Origin of the sequence: Erythrobacter insulae (assembly GCF_007004095.1) — a bacterium.
GTDB lineage: Bacteria > Pseudomonadota > Alphaproteobacteria > Sphingomonadales > Sphingomonadaceae > Erythrobacter > Erythrobacter insulae.
On sequence record NZ_VHJK01000001.1, the window covers coordinates 2,478,064 to 2,500,649 of the forward strand.

Sequence of the window (22,586 nt, forward strand, 5' to 3'; positions counted from 1 at the left end):
GGCGGCGGAGTTTCACTCCGCCGCTTCGGCCATTTCGACACGTTGAGGCCCGCGGATCAGCCCGCCCGGCGTCTCACCGGTCCATTTGCCGCCGCGAAATGTGACGGCCCCGTTCTTGATTGTGCAGACGTAGCCATCGGCTTTCTGCAGCAACCGTTTTCCGCCCGCTGGGAGATCAAATGCCAGCCATGGGCGGCCAAGTTTGATCGCGTCCATATCAATCACGTTGATATCGGCAAGATAACCCGGTGCGATGATGCCGCGATCCTCCAGACCATAAAGCACGGCGGTGTCGCGGCATTGCCGTTTGATCGCGTTTTCAAGTGTAATCCGATTCCCCCGTTTGCGAGACTTGACCCAGTGTTCCAGCATGAATGTGGGCGAGGCTGCATCGCAAATCGTGCCGCAATGTGCGCCGCCATCTGATAGCGAATTCACCGTGTCATCGGCATGTTGCAACGGATGCAGGAAGTCGAGATTGCCCTCGGCATAGTTCAGAATGGGAAGGTAGATAAAGCCGGTCCCCTCTTCGCGGCACAGCATGTCATAGGCGTATTCCTGAGGATCAACGCCGGCGGCCTGAGCGCGGGCATTCACGCTTGCGGTTTCGTCCGGCTCATAATCGAAATCGGGGTCCATTTCATATTGCAGGGCCCAACCCTGTGTGATCACCATGACGACACCTATGATGTCCATGGGCGCCTCTGAGTAATCATTGGCCTCTGACAAAAGCTGTTTTTTAAATGCGGGATCGAGCAATTTGGCTTTCTGTTCCGGCCAGGGCAGGTCTTTAATGCCCTGCCAGCTTGGGCGGAATGTGAACGGGTTTACGGTTCCCTGCCACGCCATGATGATCCCGTTGCCGCGCAAGGCAATCTGAGCCACGATGTGCGCGCCATTGTCGTTTTCAGCCCGCATCGTCTCGATCTGCTCTTTCAGCGGCATTTCCTTTGCGATGGATTCAAGCGCGGCAAAGGTGACAGGAATGCCGGCCTCTCGAGACAATTTGCCCATCCATTCAAACTCGTTCCAGTCGCGCTGAAGGTCGCTAGCCATTTCGAATACCGCGTGCCCGCCTGCGTCTTTTGCGCGGCCCATTGCTTTGCCGATAGCGACAAGCTCTTCGGGTGTGGCGGTGGTTCCCGGCACCAGCTCTCCATCGACCGATTTGTGGAGCACTGTACGCGATGTAGAAAAGCCCAAAGCGCCGGCGCGCACGCCCTCTTCGACGATATCTGACATTGCGGCGATATCTTCAGGAGTGGGGACGGCACCGGGCTGTTCCCGGTCGCCCAATACATACGCTCTTACCGCGCCGTGCGGTACGTGCGTCCCGATATCGACTGTACGGGGAAGTTTCTCAAGCGAATCGAGATATTCCGGGAAAGTCTCCCAATCCCAGGTAATCCCTTCTGCCAGAGCCGTGCCAGGAATGTCTTCCACACCCTCCATGAGGCTGATCAGCCATTCGTGGCGATCCGGCTTTGCAGGGGCAAAACCAACACCGCAATTGCCCATGACAACGGTGGTTACCCCGTGCCAGCTGGAGGGGGCCATTTCCTGATCCCAGGTCGCCTGACCATCGTAATGCGTGTGAATGTCGACAAAGCCGGGCGCGACGATTTTACCGGTCGCGTCGATCTCTTCTGCGGCGTCGCCCAGAATGGTGCCGATTTGCGCAATGAGACCATCTTTGATCGCGATATCTCCGGCGAACCGTTTTGCGCCGGTGCCATCGACGATCGTTCCGCCGCGGATAATAAGGTCAAATGCTGGCATGGTCTCTCTCCCGTTATGCACAGCAGATTGTCCCAATCCTCCGGGCGTGTCCAGAGCGCTTTATCTGCGAAGAGCAGTCCGAGAGCGCGGCTGTTGGTGGATCAAGCGGAGTAGAGTGATCTGAGATCAGCGTTGCGTTTTCGAGCAGTTCGAAGACGATGGCGATCGTCATGCACTGAGGGGATTGATGAGTATTTTGAGAGGTTTGAGCGGTGTGCTCGCCTTTTCTAAGGCAGCTACAATGGAGTCTACACGGGCGCCTGCAAATGCGTCTGCAAGGGCGCAAACAGAGCTACAAATGCCCGATGTGACCAAGAAATGACCAATTTCCTGAGCCGCGACGGTTTCGGGGATACGTTGATCGGTAAACGTTGCAGCAATTGATCAAAGGTTGGGTGCTTGGAGCCAAGTTAAACCAGCGGTTCAAGCTGCCTCAGCGGTGTCTTCATCCTCATCGTCATGCTCGGCAGTGGCAAGAAATCCGCGAATAGACTTCACGCATTCCTCTTTGTGGCTAAGCAAAAATAGATGCCCGCCGCCTTTCATGACGACCAATTCATTGTTGGGGATCAGCATGGATAGGAATTTGCCATTGGCGAGGGGGACAATCGCATCTTCATCGCCCATCATGATAAGGGTCGGTTTCTGCAATAGGAATGGCAGGGCTGGCGCGCTTGTCCAGCCGAGCATACATATCAATTGATACATGTATCCGCGCGGCGAGGGCGGCTTTAACAGCGACATATGCCCTTTTTTGCCGCTGGTTTTGCCTAAACCTTCGCCATAGAGGGTCTCGAAATTCTTGATCATGTAGTCAGCGTCAACATACCGGCGCGGATTGGCCATTTTGGTAAGCGCTTTGGGACTGCCAGGCATCATCAACATACCGGCACTTGTAGCGATCAAAACCAGACGCCGAGTGCGATTGGCGTGTTGCATGGCGAAATGTTGCGCGATGCCTCCGCCCCAGCTGATGCCCATCACATCAACTTGATCAATCCCCAGTTTATCGAGCAGTTTTGAGGCAGTCCAGCTGATCGTGAAGGGGTTGTAAGGGACAACTGGATCAGGCGATTCGCCGACACCGGGCATATCGAACATGATGAAACCGCGCTCGGTCAAAGTCTGCGCCAGCGGTGCCACAGCCTCGATATTCGCGCCGATGCCATTAAAGAACAATACAGGCGGATGATCGCTCTGTTCGTCGAGCCGCCACGTAGCAATCCGTAGCGTCCGTCCGCCAATTTCTTCCATGCGGACGTCAGCGTCCTTCAATACATCAGACACTTAATTTCCGTCCTTTCTGAACGTCACGGCTGAACCGGGACGTGGGTGGGAGGCACCCTCGTTGATCCCTAACGGGGGTGCCTCCCATAAGCTTTAGTAAAATACGTCGCTAAAGCGCTTATCAGACTTCTTCAATAACATAGAGTCCGGGCGCTGGATCTGATGGTTTATGCTTGGCACTGCCGAGCTTCGCCGGGGCCGCTTTCTTCGCGCCTGAGCGTTCTTGAATCCATTCCATCCAATACGGCCACCAGCTACCGGCAACCTCTTCGGTTCCTTGCAACCATTCATCTGCGGTTGCAGGCAGTTTGCCCTTCTTTTTCTGAACAAAGTATTTGGCTTTGGGATTGCCGGGAGGGTTCAAGATAGCCTGCATATGTCCAGACTGGCTGAGCACATAGGTGACATTTTTCGCACCAAAAAGCTGGGTCGATCGATAGGTCGCTTTCCACGGAGTGATATGATCGGTCACGCCGCCCAAAATGAACATGTCTGATGTCACCTTCGACAGATCGACTTTATGATCTGCCATTTCCACTTCGCCATGTTTCGTGAAAGCCAATGTCTCGAATAACGTCAAGAAATCGCCCATAAGGCTGGCCGAAAGATTGGTGGCATCTGCATTCCAGTACAGAACATCAAAAGCCGGCGGGTCCATACCCAACAGATAATTGTTGATGACGTAGTTCCAGATCAGATCATTCGGGCGCAGCCACGCAAAGCCGCGCGCCAGATCGTCTGCCTTGATTATGCCAGCTTTTGCCGCGCGTTGGCGAGCAAGCTGGGTGCCGTTTTCGCTGACCAGAGACGCTGCCTCAATGTCAGTCTGTTTCGGGTGCAAAACGCAGACCATCAATGTCAGCGTGCCCAGAATGTCATTGCCTGTCGCCGCCAGCTTTGATGCCAGGACAGAAGCAGTCTGACCGCCCGAGCATCCGGCCGAAACATTCACCTTTTTCGAACCGGTGATGTCCGACACGATTGCCAATGCCTCTTCGCACGAAGCGATATAATCGGCCATGTCCCAATGGCCCTGATCCTTCGATGGGTTGCGCCATGAGATAACGAAAGTCTGCAATCCGTTATCGACCTGCCATTTGATGATGGATTTTTCCGGCGAGAGATCATTGATGTACATCTTGTTGATCTGCGGCGGGATTGTCATTTGCGGGATTGCATAAACTTCGTCGGTCGTCGGCGTATACTGCACAAGCTCATACATCTCTGTGCGATGCACAACCGCACCTTTGGATGTCGCAATGTTTTCGCCGATTTTAAACGGTCGTTTATCGACCTGACTGACCATGCCTTTGTTGTGGACCAGATCATTATAGGCGTTTTGAAGACCCTTGATCAAAGACAGTCCGCCTGAATTGATGATCTGCTTTTGCGCAATCGGATTGCCAACCAGCGTGTTGGTCGGGGCCAGACCGTCAAGGATAATGTTGGCGATGAAATTGGCGCGGTTGCGTTCCAGATCATCCAGCTCAAGCTCGTCCAGCCAGCTGCGCATTCCTTTTTGCACGGCCAGATAATACTGCGCACCGGCCCGGAAAAACGGGTTGAACTGCCACGCAGGATCCTGAAACCGTTTGTCTTTTGGGTGAGGGGCAAGCTCGCTTTTGCCGGTCAGGATCTTGACCATATCCTCGCTGAAAGATCGCGCATGGCGAAACGCGCGGTTGGGGTTAGACGCAGTCTCACGCAGAAGCAATGCCACAGCGCTGACAAAGTCCTCGCGAGCGACCCCAATCAGTGGGCCGAGCGCGCTCGTGGATTGAGCTGCTTCATTTTCAAGCTTGATTGTGTCGTCTGACATAGGAGCCCTCTCTTACTGCTGCCGTTGCGTTTCGGCGTTTTGTTTTTTCAGGTTTTACATGCCTGTTACCGGTATAAGTATCAAGCGGGGGGCACGGTTCCCGTTCACCGTTTTGGTTAGGGTTAACTCGTCTTAGCCATTCCTAAACCAATCTGCGCGTAATGCACCGTGGCAGATATTACACGATTTAGAGAGGCTCTTCATGGGCGGTTTTTTTTCAAAATTTGCTGGTGCGCAGCAAAAAAAGGCAGATTCCGCAGAAGGCGGCGTTGCTCCGCTTGCGCCGATTGCGTCCGATGATGCAGTTCGGCGCGCAGGCTTGTTGGATGCCTTAGAGAAATCCGAATTGGGCTGGTTCTGGGCCAGCGACGGTGCCGGGCGATTGGTTTACCTTTCCGCACCCGCAGCAGAGCGACTATCGGGAAACCCCGATGAACTGATCGGTATGAAGCTCAGCGATTTGTTCGTTGATGACGAAGGCACCGGTGAATCGTCGACACAGCGACCACTGAAGTTTCAGTTTGCGGCCCGCAATTCGCTTCGTCCGACCATTGTTAAAATCGAGCAAGGCGGAAAAACAGTCTGGTGGGAAATTTCCGGGGCGCCAAAGCAGGATACAGAAAACGAATTTAGCGGTTATCACGGTATTGCCCGCGATGTTACGTCAACCATCGCGAGTCAAAGAGACGCTGAAAAACTCTCGCGATATGACTCGCTGACCGGCCTGGCTAACCGGCATCGGATCAATCACAAACTGACCGCAACACTTAGCGCATTCAGGGTCGCAAAACGATCCTGTGCGACGATGCTGCTTGATCTTGACCGTTTCAAACAGGTCAATGATACGATGGGCCATCCTGCCGGTGATGAGTTGTTGAAGCAGGTTTCGCAAAGACTAACGCGGATTGTCGGCGATCAAGGGGAAATTGGCCGTTTGGGCGGCGATGAATTCCAGATCCTGCTCCCCGATATTGAGGACCGCGCCATTCTAGGGGACCTGTCTGACCGCATCATTCAGATGCTGTCGCAGCCCTATTCTATCAACGGTATGCGGGCGATCATCGGGTGTTCTGTCGGCGTTGCCGTGGCCCCCTTTGATGGGATCGAAAGCGAAGAGTTGATCAAGGCAGCCGACCTTGCATTGTACGCCGCTAAAGGCGGCGGGCGTGGGCAATTCCGGTTCTATTCGAGTGACCTGCGTGATCAGGCGAGCCATCGTCATCAGATTGAAGAAGATCTGAGGGATGCGCTCGTCAAAGAAGAATTGGAAATGCATTTCCAGCCGATTGTCAGCGCTGACGAACACAAGGTTGTTTGTGTCGAAGCCCTGATGCGTTGGAATCATGGTGAGCGCGGCATGATCTCGCCGGCTGACTTTATTCCAGTTGCCGAAGAGGTCGGCATTATTCGCGAATTGGGCGAATGGGCGATCAACGATGTTTGCGCACAAGTCGCCAGTTGGCCGACGGATGTCTGCGCAGCGATTAACGTTTCGGCGGTTCAATTCGCATCCGATAACTTCATTGAGATCGTGAATAGAGCGTTGAAAAATTCGGGCGTCGAGCCGTCGCGCATCGAGTTCGAGATTACCGAAAGCGTCTTTGTCGGCGATATTGATCGCGCGCTCAGGATGTTCCGCGAGCTGAAAGAAATCGGTGTGCGTCTGGCGCTGGATGATTTTGGCACTGGCTATTCTTCACTTAGCTACCTGCGCGATGCGCCTTTTGACAAAATGAAGATTGACCAGAGCTTCGTTCGTGGCTGCACCGAGGAAGGCAACAATAACGGAGCGATTGTCTCTGCGGTCGTGAGCCTGGCAAAAGCGCTCAATATGGAAACTGTGGCCGAAGGTGTAGAGACGCAAGACGAACTGGAAGCGGTGGTTACGTATGGTGCAGGGCGGATTCAGGGCGCTCTGTTTGCAAGAGCGATGCCTGGATCAGAAATACGTGAGCGGCTCGAGAATGGAGAACTGATTTTTGAACCGCGCGGACCTGAAAAATATCGGTCTGATCGCCGTACAGAATTTCGGAAAATCGGGCTGATCCATGAAGACAGCCGGTACAATGTGTTCTTGCGCAACCTGTCAAAAACAGGCGCCAAGATCGAAGGCTTGCTCGAAGTGCCAATTGGCACAGACGTTGTTCTCGATCTGGGCGGTGGTCAGCTAGCGGTTGCGAGCGTGCGCCGCTCGCAGGGTTTCAGCCAGGGTGTTGAATTTGAAACTGCGCTGGTTTCCGATGGCGCGGACGGCCTCTGTACCCGCCACAGAGTCTCACCTTATCAGATCGAAGCTGCAGGCCGCCCGCTTGGAGCGCTTAACGATTCTGCGGTTGCAGCGCTGACAGGGGCGCTGAACATGAGCAAAAAAGCCTTTGTAGAAGTCGACATCAGCGCACAGCCAGACGGAAAAAAATAGCACAATAGCCGGTTTTGCCAACGCGAACGTTTTGCAATTTTTCTCCGCTTTTGCCGATTGTTACGATCAATTGCGCTCCGACATTAGTAGAAAAATAACCAACCGGGTTTACAGGTGATTGAGGTTCAGGATGTTCTGAGCTGGCGTACTTGTTAAAGGAATTGCCTCGGTGTCCCTAAAGGGTCTCTTGTCAACGAAAAGCGGTGGTTTGCTTAGCGGCTTTCGCACCCATGCTGCCTCGGAAATGACCGATGGCGAGCGATTGACAATGCTGGATGAACTTGAGCAATCCGGTCTCGGATGGTTTTGGGCGACAGACGCCGACGGCAATATTTCCTATCTTAGCGCAGCGATCGCAGACCGACTTGAAATCCCGCTCGGCGATTTGCTGGGCAAACCGCTTGCAAGCGTATTCTCTCCGATTGATCGCGATGGGCGTACTCAATCACTTTCGCTGATGCACGGTGCCCGAAAAGCGTTTTCGGGTTTTGCCGTGCGTGCCGATAGCCGTCCTGCAGGTGCTGTTCTGAGAATGTCGGGCCAGCCTGTTTTCTCCTCAGGCAGAAAATTCACCGGATTCCGGGGCACGAGCGCGGATATTACTGAAGAATATTACCGCGAGGCAGAAACTGCCAAACTTGCAAAATTCGATTCCTTGACCGGTTTATCGAACCGGCATCGGATGGCGCACCAGATCGAAACCACACTCACGGCGTTCAAAACGGCTAAGCGCAACTGTGCGATCATGATGCTCGATCTGGATAAGTTCAAGCAGGTGAATGACACGCTGGGCCATGCTGCGGGCGATGAATTGTTGAAACAGGTTGCAGAGCGTCTGCGGCGTTCGATTACCCATGATTGCGAAATTGGCCGGCTTGGCGGTGACGAATTCCAGGTGATGATTCCCGACGTGGATGACCGCGGTGTCCTCGGTGAAATCGCGATGAAAATCATCACGATGCTTAAACAGCCATATTCCCTTGATGAAGGCAGATGCGTGATCGGCGCGTCAGTCGGCATCGCGATCGCTCCGCATGATGGCGTAAGCGCAGATGCAGTCGTGCGTTCGGCCGATCTCGCCTTGTATGCCGCCAAAAATGGTGGACGCGGCCAATACCGGTTCTTTTCATGCGATCTTGAAAATGAAGCCATTTTCCGCCGCCGTTTGGAGGAAGATCTCGGAACGGCAGTCCGTGAAAAACAGCTGTTTCTCAAATATGAACCTATCGTCGATGCCAAAACCCAAAAGGTCGCAGCACTCGAGGCGCATATTTGCTGGAATCACGAGAAGCGCGGCGAGATCGACGAAGACGAATTTGCATCAATCCTGGACGGATCGAGCCACGTTTTGGAAGTCGGCAGATGGGCAATTTCCGAAGCATGCCGCCACGCGGCATATTGGCCGGAGAGCGTTCGGATCGCTGTCAATGTGCCCGTGCCGTTGTTCAATCATAGCGACTTTGTGGAAGATGTTTCAAAGGCATTGGATGATGCCGATATGCCGGCAAACCGTTTGGATCTTGAGATCAAGGAAGCGGTTTTCTTTGGCGACACCAATCAGGTTGATCGGACACTTGCACGCCTTTTCAAAGTTGGGGTGCGCCTTACGCTTGATGAATTTGGCAGCGGGTATTCCTCGCTAGCCTATCTGCGCCGGGCTCCATTCAATGCAATCAAAATTGATGAACAGCTGCTGGCAGAGGCGGATCGGCATGATAGCCGCGAACTGGGTTTGGTTCGCGCCATCGTTGCATTGTCGGGCGCACTCGACATGGAGACAATTGCGAACGGGATTGAAAGTAACCTGCTTCTCGCCTCCTTGCTTGATTGCGGCATCAGCTATGTCGAAGGTCCTATTTTCTCTGACCCTGTGACCCACGATACCGTGCAATCGGAGCTGCTGGGCGAGGGGTGGACAATCACCCCAAGCGGCGACCGTACCAAACGCGCGCGCCGCCGGACCGTATTCCGCAAGATTCAAGTTATCCATGATGATCACTCTTATGAAGTGACATTGCGCAACCTTTCGAGAAGCGGTGCTCTGATCCAGGGCTTGGCGGATGTGCCCAAGGGAACGCAGTTCGTTGTTGATCTTGGCGGAGGGCAGCTTGCTGTTGCCACGGTCACGCGCGCCATGTCTGACACCCAAGGGCTCGAATTTGAGCAATCGCTTGTTGATGATGGGTCGGGTGGTCTGTGTACCCGCAACCGAGTGTCACCATATGCGCTGGCTTCTGCGGGCGCTCCTCTGGCCGCGCTTTCGTCTGGCGATTACAAGGGTATGGAAGGCGGATTGCTTGGCCAAGGGGCCAGTGTTCCGCAATTTGCATATGCCGGAGGAACCGCGCACGAAGCAGCTTAAATGCGTTGCTCCAGCCACGGTTCGGGTCACGCCAAGCACTGTTGCGATTTTCGCGAATGACTTTGATTAAACTGCCCGCTAAACGCCGTTGGGTATGACTGACCTTTCCAAAATCCGAAACTTCTCGATTATCGCGCATATTGATCACGGCAAATCCACGCTTGCCGACCGGTTGATTCAATTCACTGGCGGATTGACCCTGCGCGAAATGTCCGAGCAGGTCCTCGATAATATGGATATCGAGCGCGAGCGCGGTATTACTATCAAAGCGCAGACCGTCCGGCTGAATTACACGGCGAAGGATGGTGAGACCTATCAGCTTAACCTGATGGACACCCCCGGCCATGTCGATTTCGCTTATGAAGTTTCTCGCAGTCTTGCGGCGTGTGAAGGCGCTCTGTTGATTGTCGATGCGGCTCAAGGTGTCGAAGCGCAAACCTTGGCCAACGTCTATCAATCGATCGAGCATGACCACGAGATCGTGCCTGTCATTAACAAGGTTGATTTGCCTGCCGCCGAGCCAGAGCGTGTTCGGGAAGAAATCGAGGAAGTGATCGGCCTCGACGCATCCGAAGCCGTTATGACATCGGCCAAAACGGGCATCGGGATTGAAGATGTTCTCGAAGCGGTCGTTGCCAGAATCCCCCCTCCTAAAGGCGAGCGCGAAAAGCCGCTCAAGGCGTCACTCGTTGACAGTTGGTACGATCCGTATCTCGGTGTCGTCATTCTTGTCCGGGTGATCGAAGGGGTCTTGAATAAGGGATTGAACATCAAATTCATGCAAGGTGGCACGAATCACCTTATTGACCGGGTGGGCTGTTTCACTCCCAAACGGACCGATTTGACAGAGCTTGGCCCGGGCGAAATCGGATTTATTACCGCGCAGATCAAAGAGGTTGAACAAGCCCGCGTTGGTGACACGATTACCACCGTAAAGGGCGGGGCGACCGAAGCACTGCCGGGCTATAAAGAAGTGCAACCGGTGGTGTTCTGTGGTCTCTTCCCCGTGGATGCCGCGGACTTTGAAAAGCTGCGTGAGAGCATCGGCAAATTGCGGCTCAACGATGCGAGCTTCAGTTTCGAAATGGAAAGCTCTGCCGCGCTGGGTTTTGGTTTTCGTGCGGGCTTTCTCGGGTTGCTGCACCTTGAGATTATTCAAGAACGCCTTAGCCGCGAATACGATCTTGATCTGATTACCACAGCGCCGTCTGTGGTTTACCGGCTGCAACTGGCGAAGACCAAGAATGAAGATGCGAAAGAGGTGTTGATCCACAACCCTGCCGATTGGCCCGATGTAAACCGGATTTCTGCGGTGGAGGAGCCGTGGATCAAGGCGGTGATTTACACGCCTGACGAGCACCTGGGAGCTATCCTGAAACTGTGTCAGGACAGGCGCGGAGTGCAGACGGATCTGACCTATGTCGGGGGCCGCGCGCAGGTGACTTATGAGTTGCCTTTGAATGAGGTGGTGTTCGATTTTTACGACCGACTGAAGTCCATTTCGCGGGGCTATGCCAGCTTTGATTATGAGCAGATCGGCCTGCGCGAAGGCGACCTTGTTAAGATGAACATCCTGGTCAACAACGAGCCAGTCGATGCCCTATCGCTGATCGTCCATGCAGGGGTCGCTGAAGAGCGTGGCCGCGGCATGTGCGAACGCCTTAAAGATTTGATTCCACGGCATTTATTCAAGATTCCGGTGCAGGCTGCCATCGGCGGAAAGATCATCGCGCGCGAAACCATTGCGGCCATGCGCAAAGATGTGACGGCCAAGTGTTATGGCGGCGATATTTCGCGTAAAAAGAAACTGCTGGAAAAGCAGAAAAAAGGCAAAGCCAAGATGCGCGAATACGGCAATGTCTCCATCCCGCAGGAAGCGTTTATCGCAGCCCTGCGGATGGGGGATGAATAGCGCGGCGAACCCGGCAGCGCTTTCGCTTTATCAAATTTCGCAAGGTTGCGCCGCCTCTCGCAGGCTGGGCGGAGCTTACGCGGAAATTAGAACCAGGCCCGAAGGCCAGCGATCACCTTTATCCCATCGGCTTTTTGGCCATTCGCTCGCGCGAGGTCGGCGGTTCTGCCCAGAGCGGCTTCGTATTCGATGCCAATATACGGCGCGAACTCCCGCTTGACCTCGTAGCGTAAACGCACACCTGGCTCGATTTTGGTGATCCCGGCACCGATGCCGATTTCGGGAATGTCCTGCGCGGACAGTTCCACTTCCATACGCGGCTGCAAAATCAGACGCTGGGTGATGAGCTGGTCATATTCACCCTCGATACGAGCCGTCAGATCGCCGCGATCCGAAAGGAATAGTGCGCCATCAACGTGAAACATATAGGGAGCCAATCCCTGCACACCCACGACCAAATGCCCGCGCGTGTCAGGCACCGGATCAAAGCGAACGCCGGCTTGAAGATCGAAAAAGGGACCAATCGCGCGGCTATAAAGCGCCTGAATTTCCGCGCTTTCCAGTTCGCCGCCGAACTCTCCTTCGCCTTCGGTTTTGATAACGAAACGATTGATATCACCGCCATAGAAAGCTTGAGCGTCCCAGACATAGCCATCTTCGCCGCCATCGGCGGCAATGCGCGCCTCCAGCCTCTCGATCATCACCATCCCTGTTTGCATGCCGCCATTCTCGCGGGCGAGGGTGCTTCTGCTCGGTTCCATGGCTTCGGCGCCCCAGATTGCATCAGCTGCGTGTCGCGGTCCGTCAAAGGCGCGCTCTGGCACCGCAATTTCCGGTGCAGCGCCGGGCGCTGTTTTGTCGGCGGATGCGCCAGATGCACCATGGTCCATTGCACCACGGTCCATTGCACCATGGTTCATAGAGCTATGATCTTTGGAACCTTGCTCCCTAGGGATATGACCCTCAGGATGACGGCCCTTATCTTCATCTGCCGGAACGGTGTCTTTGGGAGGACATTTTTCCGGAGGCAGGTGGCCCATTGCGCAATGATCCATCGCTGGCTTCGCTTGCGCATCAACAGGCGGTTTGTCCGGCATGGCATGACCGGAGTGATCCTGCGCTGAAAGCGGCGCTGCGATTAAAGCCATGCCCGCAACCATAGATAACCGCGTCATGATTTGGCACTTTCCGGGAAAGGCCGGACCGTCACAACCTGCATCATACCGGCATGCATATGATACAGCAGGTGGCAGTGAAACGCCCAGTCGCCCGGCTCATTCGCTGTCAGGTCAAAAGTTGCCGTTCCGCCCGGCTGCACCACCATTGTATGTTTCAACGGTTGATGCATGTGATCTGCGCCGTTCACCATTTCAAAGAAATGGCCGTGCAGGTGGATCGGGTGTGCCATCATCGTTTGATTGACCAATTTCACGCGCACCCGCTCATTATAACCGAAGCGGATCGGATCATCGGTGACGGAGGTGAATTTCTTGCCGTCAAAGGACCACATGTACCGTTCCATATTGCCGGTAAGGTGGATCTCCATTTCCCGATCAATTTCGCGGTGCGGGTTCATCCGCTTGGCCTTGAGATCGGTATAGCGCAGCGCGCGGTGTGCCACTTTGTCGAGGCCAAGGCCGGGGAAGTCCATCCGGTCGGTGGGCATGGGCGCAACCATATCGATGCCGGGGCCAACCTTTACATCAGCGGGTAACAGCGATGTGTCGCGCATATTGTGATCCATATCGCCGATATCGCCCATATCGTGGCCCATCGCGGCGTGATCCATCATGCCCATATCGGTCATGGTCAGCGTCGGAATTTTTCTAAGCGGCGGCGGTGTGGCCGTATGGCCTTTATGGCTTGTCAGGCTTGCGATGCCCATGCCGCTGCGATCCATTGCCTCGGCTACGATAGCGTGGCTGCCGTCCTTGGGCTGAACTATTACATCGTAGGTTTCAGCAGTGCCGATCTGGAATTCGTCAATTTCCACCTCTTCTACATCTTTACCGTCAGCTTGGATCACGGTCATCGCAACGCCGGGAATACGGACATTGAAAAATGTCATGGCGCTGCCGTTGATCACACGGAGGCGAACACGCTCACCCGGTTTAAATTCCAGTTGCAGGTCATCGGCCGGACCGTGGCCATTGATAAGGTAGGTATAAGTGCTCCCGGTGACATCCGAAATGTCGCGCGGGTTCATCCGCATGTTACCCCACATCCTACGTTCAGCGCCCGACAAATCACCTTCGACTGCGCTGTTCATTTGCCGCTGGAAATAATGCTCACCCACCTTCAATTTTCGCATAATCTCATGCGGGTGTATCGGGGTAAATTCGCTCAACAGGACGATATAATCGCGGTCGTAGCGCGGGTCTGGTTCTGCGCTCTCGATAATGATCGGGCCATAATGCCCGGCCTGCTCCTGCAAACCAGAATGCGAATGCCACCAGTATGTACCGTTTTGACGGACGGGAAATTCATATGTGAAGGTTTGGCCCGGCTTGATACCGGGAAAGCTGACACCGGGTACGCCATCAAATTGAAATGGCAGAAGCAGTCCATGCCAATGAATTGAAGAATCCTCATTCAGATTATTGGTGACATGCAGGCGCACGTCCTGCCCTTCTTTCAATCGGATCAAAGGGCCGGGAACTGTTCCATTAACCGCAATGGCATGGCCGGAGCGACCGCCGGTGGAAAAGTGATGATCGCCAATCGCAAGTTTGATGTCTTCGCCCGAGACAGAGCCAAACCCCTGATTTGCATGAGTAAGAGATCGGCCACGCGCCCAAAGAGGCATTGGCAGAGCGGTTGCTGCTGCCAGTGCGGCTGTACTTCCAATCAGGCGGCGACGGGATAGATGCGGCTTGGTCATTAGAGGCCTTTACTCAAACATTCTGTACCTTCATATATACCCCCCTAGGGTATTTCAACGTGGAAGACGAGCATGAGTGACAAGATCAGTGCCAAGGTCAGTCGGCTGAACCGAATAGCAGGGCAGGTGCGCGGTGTTGCGCAGATGATCGAAGATGATCGCTACTGCATAGACATATTGCACCAGATACAGGCGATCAGATCCGCTCTGCAAAAAGTTGAGACGCAGGTGTTGAAAGACCACGCTGCTTGCTGCGTTGCCGATGCTATTGCGAGCGGTGATGAGGAGACGCAGCGCGAAAAATTCGGGGAGCTGATCGAATTAGTCGAGAGAACACGGCGTTAGGCAGAGTTACTCTGCTGGTTTGGCCCCTCCAGCAACTTTCGCTGTGCTTCGTCCTCGTCCGCAATCCGCTCCAAATCGCGCTTTTTTAGCGCTTCGTAACGTGCCCACGCATCGCGGGTTTCCTCGGACAGGGTTTCCCATTCCTGTTTGCGGCGATATTCGGCGGCGCGGCGGAAGCCTTCTATTTTGGTGTCGATGCTGGCACGGATTTGTTCGGGGGTGGGGGCGCTTGCGCGGGCCTCGGCTGTGATTGCCGCCTGTTCCTGAGCCAGCAATTCGGCGCGGATTTTGGGGCGCAGTTTCTTGGTCATGCGTTTGAGCGTGCGTTTGTCTGTCATTGCGCGGATCGCATCAGGTTTGCCCGATGGGCGCGTTTCGCCAAAGCGGTCCGGCGCGCGGGATTTAAGCAGGAACATCAATAGCCTGTCATTATAGACGCGGCGTGTGCCGACGATCTCTCCGCGGTGATAGACCGGTTCCTCCACCCCGTTCAACGCGCGGTCCATCGCGACATCCTCGATTCGGGCGATACCGATATCGAGCGCGGCCTCCCATGCTTTGCGAAAGCTCTCCGCCTCTGGATGGCGGCGCAGGGTGTAGATGTGGTGTTCGCCCACGCCAAGGCGGCGGCAGGCGGCGCGCACGCTGCCCGTTTCGGCGAGGGCTTCGATAAAGGCCCGCTGGCGCTCTGCGCTCCACCCGCCGCGCCGCATGCGTTTGCGCGGTACGGGGGTGAAATCGGGGATCTGAGCGGTATCAGGCGCGGGGGTTTTCGGCATCGCACAGTATAGGGCACAAAATCGCAGAGTAGGAAACTCGGAACGCGGCAACGTCTGGAACATCGGCAGAGCCTGCAACGTCTGCGGGGGCGCCAAAGCCGGGCTCAGCCCGCCCGGCCATGTGCGCTCGAGCGTGCTTGAGGCGGGAATAACACGATTAACTTCACTTGGCGTTCAGGAGCGGCGCGGTTATACGGCTTTCCATGTTGACCAATCTTCGCACTTCGCTGCTTCGCGCTGCCCTTGTCGGGGCGACACTTGTGACCACTGCCGGCTGTGCGGGGGGCTCCGCGGATGAGGACGTCGCCTATGTCGCGCGCGATGTCGAAACGCTGTATGCCGAGGCTCAGCGGCGGCTTGATCGGGGCAACACCTTGTTCGCGGCGGCGCTGTTTGACGAGGTGGAGCGTCAGCACCCGTATTCGCCGTGGGCGCGCCGGGCCCAGCTGATGAGCGCGTTCAGTTATTACATCGCCCGCGATTACAACAAATCGATCCGCAATTCGCAGCGGTTCCTGTCGATCCATCCGGGTAACAAGGATGCGCCCTATGCGTATTATCTGATTGCGCTCAGTTATTACGAGCAGATTAGTGATGTGAACCGGGATCAGAAAATTACCGAGCAAGCCAAGTCGGCCTTGCGCGAGGTGAACCGCCGGTTCCCGCAGACCGAATATGCCGCCGATGCGCGCTTGAAGCTCGATCTGGTGGAGGATCACCTTGCGGGTAAGGAAATGGAGATCGGGCGGTTTTACCAGCGTTCGGGCCAGTGGCTGGCATCGGCCGCGCGGTTCCGCAATGTGGTGGAGCGGTTTGACACCACCAGCCACACGCCTGAGGCGCTATACCGCCTGACCGAAAGCAGCCTGGCGCTGGGATTGCCCGATGAAGCGGTGAAATATGCCGCAGTTCTGGGCGCGAACTATCCGGGCGATGAATGGTACGAAAAGGCGTATAAGCTGGTGCAGGACAAAGCGCCCGCCGCAATTGGCGGATAATTGTTTCGCTGGCGCGTTTCACGGGCGTGCTTGGGCTGTGGGCATCCTGATCAGTCGCGCGTGACGAGGCGGGACACTTGAGTTAAGGCATTGCTGCAATGCTGACCCGGCTATCCATCCGAAATATCGTTTTGATCGAGGCGCTGGACCTCGATTTTACCCGTGGGCTCGGTGTGCTTACCGGTGAGACGGGGGCGGGTAAGTCGATTCTGCTCGATGCGCTGGGGCTGGTGCTCGGTGACCGGGCGGAGACAGCTCTGGTGCGCGCAGGCGAGCCGAAGGCGAGCGTCACGGCCAGTTTTGAATTTGCGGCTCTGCCCGATCTGATCGTGGCCGCGCTTGACGAAGCCGATCTGGAAATCGAACCCGGTGAGCCATTGATGATCCGCCGTCAGGTTAAGGCCGATGGCGGGTCGAAGGCGTTTATCAACGATCAACCCGCCAGCGTTGCCTTGCTGCGCGAACTTGCACCCGCTCTGGTCGAACTGCACGGACAGCATGACGATCGCGGGCTGGTCAATCCGCGCGGGCACCGGGCCTTGCTGGACAGATATGCCGGCACTGACCTTGCAGGGCTTGAGCGCGGATGGCGCAGCTGGGCAAAGGCCGAGGCGCAATTGGCCGAAGCGCGTGATCAAGTGGAACAGGCGAAGGCTGATCAAGACCTGTTGATCGCGCATCTTGCCGAATTGACGCAGCTTGAACCGCAGGCGGGTGAGGAAGTGCGCCTCGCAGGGGCGCGATCCGATATGCAGAAGGCCGAGAAACTCTCCGGTGAGCTCGAAGATTTGAGGCACATCTGGGAGGGTTCGGATTCGCCGCTTGCCTCGCTCCGTGTGGCCGCGCGTAAGCTTGACCGGATTGCAGAGCAGCACCCGCTATTGACCGAAGCATTGGCCGCATTGGACCGCGCGGTGATCGAAGCGGGCGAGGCCGAGGATAAGCTGGAAACTGCCGCGCAAACTCTGGTGCATGATCCCGCCGCGCTGGATGAAGCGGAAACGCGGTTGTTTGAACTGCGCGCTTTGGCACGCAAACACCGCTGTGATGTGGATCACCTGCCCGATCTGATGCGCGAAATGCGCGCACAGCTCGATGCGATCGAAGGCGGAGAGGCGCAGCTCGATGCATTAGAGGTCGCTGCGAAGGAAACGCGCGAAGCCTATGTTAAAGCGGCAGAAAAAGCGCAAGATGCACGGATCAAAGCTTCCAAAAAACTCGACAAAGCTGTTGCCGCTGAACTGGCACCGCTGAAACTCGATGCTGCGCGGTTCTTAACCTCGATCGGTGCGCTGCCAGAGGAAAAATGGGGCGCGCATGGCATGGATGCCTGCGAGTTCTTGATCGCGACCAATCCCGGCGCGGATTTTGCGCCGCTGGCCAAGATCGCATCTGGGGGCGAGCTGTCGCGCTTTATCCTCGCGCTGAAAGTGGCGCTGGCGGAAAAAGGCGGCGCGGCGACGATCATCTTTGACGAGATTGACCGCGGCGTAGGCGGGGCGGTGGCTTCGGCCATTGGTGAACGTCTTGCCCGGCTCGCAGCGCGAGAGGGCCAATTGCTGGCCGTCACCCACAGCCCGCAGGTCGCAGCGCGCGGCAGTCAGCATTACATGATCGCCAAAGCCTCCAGCGGCACCGTTACCAAAACAAGTGTGGTGCTGCTCGATGAAAGCGGGCGTCAGGAAGAAATCGCGCGGATGCTGTCCGGCGCGGAAGTAACGCCAGAGGCAAGGGCGCAGGCGGACCGGCTGCTGGAGGGCGTTTGATGGAAATTCTGGGCGGATTGCTACTAATCACTGTTTTACTGACGCTGCTGGGCTCGGTCACCGCGCTTGCTTTTGCCAGCATGGTGCTGCTGGGCCTTGTCACCGAAATGAGTTTCAGGCGGCTGTTTTTTGTATCGTTCGGGATTGGGCTGCTGGCGCCGCTTGGGCTTGCGATATGGGCGTCATCGGCGGTCAGTGAAGAGAGTTTTCAGCTGGAATTGCTGACCGAATTGAATCAGGTGGTGTCCGGGTCAGAAAATGTCATGGGCGCTCTTCCGCGCATTCAGGAGCTTCGCCAGCAATTGAGCGATGGCACGATTACCCCAGACGAATTTGAAACGCAGCTGGAGCAATTGATCGAAGAAACATCCGGTGCCCAGATCGAACTCGAAGGCCCAGAGATAACGCCAGAGGCAGGGGTGCAGACGGACAGTTTGCCCGAGGGTGAGTGAGATGATCGGCTTGCTCGGTTCATTAGCGCTCGCCGCAGCGGTGAATGCACAGCCATCCAAAGACGTTAGGCCACTGCCCGTCACGATACCCGGCGCGGCTGTGATCGAATTTGGCGAATGGCCGCTTGAGAAAGCTGATCCGTTCGCGGTCGAAGCCCTGTTTCGTCATGAAATCGAGCGGATGAAAGCACGGTTCGGAGATGAGCTGAAATTTGCTTGCCTCGGCTATTCTTATGGACAGCCGACCGAAGCGTTCTTTGAACGGGTCGCGGACACAGGCATCCCGCTCAAAGGGCGCTTGGCGTGCTCGCCTTATCGGAGCCGGGGCACCATGTCCGTGCTGATCGGCCTCAGCACGATCCGCTGCGCAGAGCGGGTTTGCACCGCGAACACAGATATCAGTTTCGGCGATACGATAGAGCGCGGCATTGCGATCTCGGCGTACAAGGAGCGGGATCAATGGTCTGTACGTTTGTTAGAAGATAAACGATGACCAAAATCTCCGAAGCCGAAGCCGCCAATGAGCTGATGCGTCTTGCTCGCCAAATCGCGAAGCATGACAAGCTGTACCATGCGCAGGACAATCCCGAGATCACCGATCAGGAATACGATGCGCTGGTCCGCCGGAATGCCGAGTTGGAAGAGGCGTTTCCGCATCTGATCCGGCCTGACAGCCCTTCGCAAAAGGTCGGGCATGAAATCGCCGCTTCGCCGCTGTCCAAAGTGACGCATGAGCAGCGCATGATGAGCCTCGACAATGCGTTTAACCGCGCGGAGGTAGAGGAGTGGACGCAGCGCATCCGCCGGTTCCTTTCGCTTCCCGAGGATGCTCCGGTTGCGATCACCGCTGAGGACAAGATTGACGGTCTGTCTTGCTCGCTGCGCTATGAGCACGGCAAGCTGGTGCGCGCCGCGACGCGCGGGGATGGGCAGGTTGGCGAAGACGTGACGCCCAATGTTCGCCATATCGCCGACATTCCGCAGGAATTGCCCGCCGGTGTGCCGGACGTGTTCGAAGTTCGCGGCGAGGTCTATATGGCCAAAGCCGACTTTGACGCGATCAACGCGGCTCAGCAGGAGGCGGGCGGAAAACTGTTCGCCAATCCGCGCAATGCCGCCGCCGGTTCGCTGCGTCAGAAAGATGCGGGTGTCACGGCGAAACGCCCGCTCAAATTCTGGGCCTATGGCTGGGGCGCGGCCTCCGATGTGCCGTGCGAGAGCCAGCATGAAATGATGCGCATGATCGAAAGCTGGGGCTTCCCGCTTTCGCCGTTTCTTATCGTCACCGATACCGTCGATGCGATGATCGCGCATTATAATGAAATCGGGCGGCAGCGGCCCGATCTTGGCTATGATATTGATGGCGTCGTCTACAAGGTGGACCGGCTCGACTATCAAAAACGGTTGGGCTTTGTGGCGAAGGCGCCGCGCTGGGCATTGGCGCATAAATTCCCGGCCGAGCGCGCGCAGACCACGCTAGAGGCGATCGATATTCAGGTGGGCCGGACGGGTAAACTGACGCCGGTGGGCAGGCTTGCACCCGTGCTTGTCGGCGGTGTGACCGTTACCAATGTGACGCTGCACAATCGCGACGAGATTAATCGGCTTGGGGTGAGGCCGGGCGACCGGATCGTGATCCAGCGCGCAGGCGATGTTATCCCGCAAGTGGTCGAAAACCTGACGCGCGGCGAGCGGCGCGATCCCTACCATTTCCCGGACAAGTGCCCCGAATGCGGTAGCGAGGCCGTGGCGGAGGAAGGCGAGGTGGATGTGCGCTGCACAGGCGGTCTTATCTGTCCTGCACAGCGCACTCAAAGGCTTGAACATTTTGTCAGCCGCAAGGCGCTGGATATTGACGGGTTCGGGTCAAAAACCATCGCGCAATTCTTTGCGCTGGGATGGCTCGAAAGTCCCGCTGATATCTTCCGTTTGCATACGCGGCGCGAGGATATTCTCGCCCTCGAAGGTTGGCAGGATAAGTCTGTCGATAACCTGTTGGCGGCTGTGGATAGCAAGCGCGAACCCGATGCAGCGCGGCTGCTGTTCGGCCTTGGCATCCGGCATGTGGGCGAGGTGACGGCGCGTGATTTGATGAAATCGCTCAGCGATATTTCGGCCATCAAAACGGCGTCACAGACATTCGCTGAATACCGCAGTACCAATCCGCAGGGTGAGGAGGAGAAAGCGTCTCCTTTCAAAGCGCGTATGGATCAGGCGGCGAAGGATATTTTTGGCGTCACCGACCAGTTCGGCGTGACAGTTGCACATTCGCTCGCCGATTTTTTCCACGAACCGCACAATGTGAAAGTGTGGGACGATTTGCTCGAACAGGTGAATCCGCCGCGTTACGTGGTCGAAACGCTCGACAGTCCGGTTGCGGGCAAAACGGTGGTTTTCACAGGCAAGCTGGAAACGATGAGCCGCGATGAGGCCAAGGCGCAGGCCGAGCGGTTGGGCGCAAAAGCGGCGGGATCGGTCAGCGCCAAAACCGATTTGCTCGTCGCGGGACCGGGCGCGGGATCGAAGCTGAAAAAGGCGCAGGAGCTCGGCATTGAAACAATCGATGAAGCGGGCTGGGCAAGGATTGTCGCAGATGTTGATAGCGGGGCGGGCTGATGGATTTGCTACGTGAGCTGCATCCGCAGGCCGCCCGTATTGCCGAGGCGCTGAAGGCGCGGGGCGAGAAAATCGCGGTGGCTGACGGGGCAACCGGCGGTTTGATCGGGGCGGCGCTGCTTACGGTTCCCGGCGCGCTTAAATTCTATGTTGGCGGCGGGATCGTTTATTCGTTCAAAGCGCGCGATGTGCTGTTTGATTTGCCGCGCGATGCCTATGACGGGATGCGCTCTGCGACACAGGAATATGCGCTGCTGCAAGCGCGCGCCATTCGTGACCGGTTCGGGGCGCAATGGGGGATCGCGGAAAGCGGTTCTGCCGGATCGAGCAAGCATCCCATGGGTGTCGCATCCGGCATCAGTGTGGCCGCTGTTGCGGGGCCAGATGCGGAGCGCACCGCTATCATCGAAACGGCCAGCGATGACCGGATCGATAATATGGCGGCCTTTACCCGTAATGCGCTCAACCTGCTTGAACAGGCTCTGACGCAAACGGATTAATCGTTGGGCATCAGATAGATTTCGCGCACCGCCGCGGTTTTGGGCTGAGTGAGCGCAAAGACGACGGCGTTGGCGACATCTTCAGGCTGGATTTTGGTCGGTTTGGGTTCATCGAAGAACGGCGTATCGACCATCCCCGGCGCGATCACAGTTGCGCGGCCGCCCCACTCGCGCATTTCCTCCGCCAGATTCTCGCCAAAGCCGTGCACGAAATGCTTGGTCGCGGAATAGACCGATCCCTTGAATGTGTCGCGCCCAGCTTTGGAGCCGGTCATTACAAAATGCCCTTCGGTCTTTTTAAGGTGCGGGATTGCGGCGTGCGCGGCGTAAAGTACGGCGAGGATATTGATCCGCACCATCGCGTCCCACTCGTCAGGATCTCCGTTTTCCACGCCCGCTTTTGAAACGCCGGTTCCGGCATTGGCGAACACCGCATCGATCCCGCCAAAAGCGTCAGCGCATTTTTGCAGAGCTTCGGTGATTTGATCGCGGTCGGCCGCGTCGCATGGCAGTGCAATCGCGGTGCCGCCAATGTCGTTGGCGAGTGCTTCCAACTTGTCAGCGGAGCGGGCGCATAGACCGACATTCCAGCCCGCGGCTGCGGCGGCTTTTGCGGTTGCGGCGCCGATGCCGGTTGACGCGCCTGTAATAAATAGAGTTTTGGCCATGGA

The 22,586-nt window shown here is 56.4% G+C and carries 17 protein-coding genes; 10 read left to right on the forward strand and 7 right to left on the reverse strand.

Annotated features, from left to right (window positions below):
• Window positions 1-12: 12 nt before the first annotated feature.
• The 3 genes from FGU71_RS11625 to FGU71_RS11635 all read right to left on the reverse strand — a co-directional run bounded on the left by FGU71_RS11625 (window position 13) and on the right by FGU71_RS11635 (window position 4,885).
• Window positions 13-1,779 (reverse strand): N-acyl-D-amino-acid deacylase family protein, encoded by a 1,767-nt coding sequence (locus tag FGU71_RS11625; RefSeq protein WP_142788719.1) that lies wholly within the window; start codon window positions 1,777-1,779, stop codon window positions 13-15.
• Between the two features lie 423 nt (window positions 1,780-2,202).
• On the reverse strand, window positions 2,203-3,066 hold the full coding sequence (locus tag FGU71_RS11630) for an alpha/beta fold hydrolase (RefSeq protein WP_234035733.1): 864 nt from the start codon (window positions 3,064-3,066) through the stop codon (window positions 2,203-2,205).
• Window positions 3,067-3,187: 121 nt separating this feature from the next.
• Window positions 3,188-4,885 (reverse strand): alpha/beta fold hydrolase, encoded by a 1,698-nt coding sequence (locus tag FGU71_RS11635; RefSeq protein WP_142788720.1) that lies wholly within the window; start codon window positions 4,883-4,885, stop codon window positions 3,188-3,190.
• A gap of 202 nt (window positions 4,886-5,087) precedes the next feature.
• Here FGU71_RS11635 and FGU71_RS11640 point away from each other — a divergent pair, with 202 nt between their 5' ends.
• The 3 genes from FGU71_RS11640 to lepA all read left to right on the forward strand — a co-directional run bounded on the left by FGU71_RS11640 (window position 5,088) and on the right by lepA (window position 11,578).
• On the forward strand, window positions 5,088-7,304 hold the full coding sequence (locus FGU71_RS11640) for a putative bifunctional diguanylate cyclase/phosphodiesterase (protein WP_142788721.1): 2,217 nt from the start codon (window positions 5,088-5,090) through the stop codon (window positions 7,302-7,304).
• A 244-nt stretch (window positions 7,305-7,548) separates the two neighbouring features.
• A complete protein-coding gene (locus FGU71_RS11645) occupies window positions 7,549-9,666 on the forward strand; it encodes a putative bifunctional diguanylate cyclase/phosphodiesterase (RefSeq protein ID WP_234035734.1) in 2,118 nt (705 codons plus the stop codon).
• A gap of 94 nt (window positions 9,667-9,760) precedes the next feature.
• Window positions 9,761-11,578: a translation elongation factor 4 gene (gene lepA / locus FGU71_RS11650; protein WP_142788722.1), complete on the forward strand. Its 1,818-nt coding sequence runs from the start codon at window positions 9,761-9,763 to the stop codon at window positions 11,576-11,578.
• 86 nt (window positions 11,579-11,664) lie between these two features.
• Here the strand turns inward: lepA and FGU71_RS11655 are convergent, their stop codons facing one another.
• Together FGU71_RS11655 and FGU71_RS11660 are read right to left on the reverse strand one after the other, a co-directional pair.
• Window positions 11,665-12,753, reverse strand: a complete 1,089-nt coding sequence (locus FGU71_RS11655) for a copper resistance protein B (protein ID WP_142788723.1) — start codon at window positions 12,751-12,753, stop codon at window positions 11,665-11,667.
• Entirely contained in the window at window positions 12,750-14,459 is a 1,710-nt protein-coding gene (locus FGU71_RS11660; protein WP_142788724.1) for a copper resistance system multicopper oxidase, read from the reverse strand. Before FGU71_RS11660 ends, FGU71_RS11655 begins: the two co-directional genes overlap by 4 nt.
• Window positions 14,460-14,531: 72 nt before the next feature.
• Here FGU71_RS11660 and FGU71_RS11665 point away from each other — a divergent pair, with 72 nt between their 5' ends.
• On the forward strand, window positions 14,532-14,804 hold the full coding sequence (locus tag FGU71_RS11665; RefSeq protein ID WP_142788725.1) for a metal-sensitive transcriptional regulator: 273 nt from the start codon (window positions 14,532-14,534) through the stop codon (window positions 14,802-14,804).
• On the opposite strand, the gene FGU71_RS11670 is transcribed toward FGU71_RS11665, so the two are convergent.
• A complete protein-coding gene (locus tag FGU71_RS11670) occupies window positions 14,801-15,583 on the reverse strand; it encodes a hypothetical protein (protein ID WP_142788726.1) in 783 nt (260 codons plus the stop codon). The two genes, FGU71_RS11665 and FGU71_RS11670, sit on opposite strands and share 4 nt — an antisense overlap.
• Before the next feature lie 203 nt (window positions 15,584-15,786).
• Here FGU71_RS11670 and FGU71_RS11675 point away from each other — a divergent pair, with 203 nt between their 5' ends.
• From FGU71_RS11675 to FGU71_RS11700, 6 genes are all read left to right on the forward strand, one after another.
• Entirely contained in the window at window positions 15,787-16,581 is a 795-nt protein-coding gene (locus tag FGU71_RS11675) for an outer membrane protein assembly factor BamD (protein ID WP_142788727.1), read from the forward strand.
• A gap of 98 nt (window positions 16,582-16,679) precedes the next feature.
• Window positions 16,680-18,347: a DNA repair protein RecN gene (recN, locus tag FGU71_RS11680; protein ID WP_142788728.1), complete on the forward strand. Its 1,668-nt coding sequence runs from the start codon at window positions 16,680-16,682 to the stop codon at window positions 18,345-18,347.
• Entirely contained in the window at window positions 18,347-18,799 is a 453-nt protein-coding gene (locus FGU71_RS11685; protein ID WP_142788729.1) for a hypothetical protein, read from the forward strand. Before recN ends, FGU71_RS11685 begins: the two co-directional genes overlap by 1 nt.
• Entirely contained in the window at window positions 18,792-19,292 is a 501-nt protein-coding gene (locus FGU71_RS11690; RefSeq protein ID WP_142788730.1) for a hypothetical protein, read from the forward strand. The genes FGU71_RS11685 and FGU71_RS11690 overlap by 8 nt, the downstream gene beginning before the upstream one ends.
• A complete protein-coding gene (ligA, locus tag FGU71_RS11695; RefSeq protein ID WP_142788731.1) occupies window positions 19,289-21,415 on the forward strand; it encodes an NAD-dependent DNA ligase LigA in 2,127 nt (708 codons plus the stop codon). Before FGU71_RS11690 ends, ligA begins: the two co-directional genes overlap by 4 nt.
• Window positions 21,415-21,915, forward strand: coding sequence for a CinA family protein (locus FGU71_RS11700; RefSeq protein ID WP_142788732.1), 501 nt, complete (start codon window positions 21,415-21,417; stop codon window positions 21,913-21,915). The genes ligA and FGU71_RS11700 overlap by 1 nt, the downstream gene beginning before the upstream one ends.
• Here the strand turns inward: FGU71_RS11700 and FGU71_RS11705 are convergent.
• On the reverse strand, window positions 21,912-22,583 hold the full coding sequence (locus FGU71_RS11705; RefSeq protein ID WP_142788733.1) for an SDR family oxidoreductase: 672 nt from the start codon (window positions 22,581-22,583) through the stop codon (window positions 21,912-21,914). The two genes, FGU71_RS11700 and FGU71_RS11705, sit on opposite strands and share 4 nt — an antisense overlap.
• Window positions 22,584-22,586 lie beyond the last annotated feature (3 nt).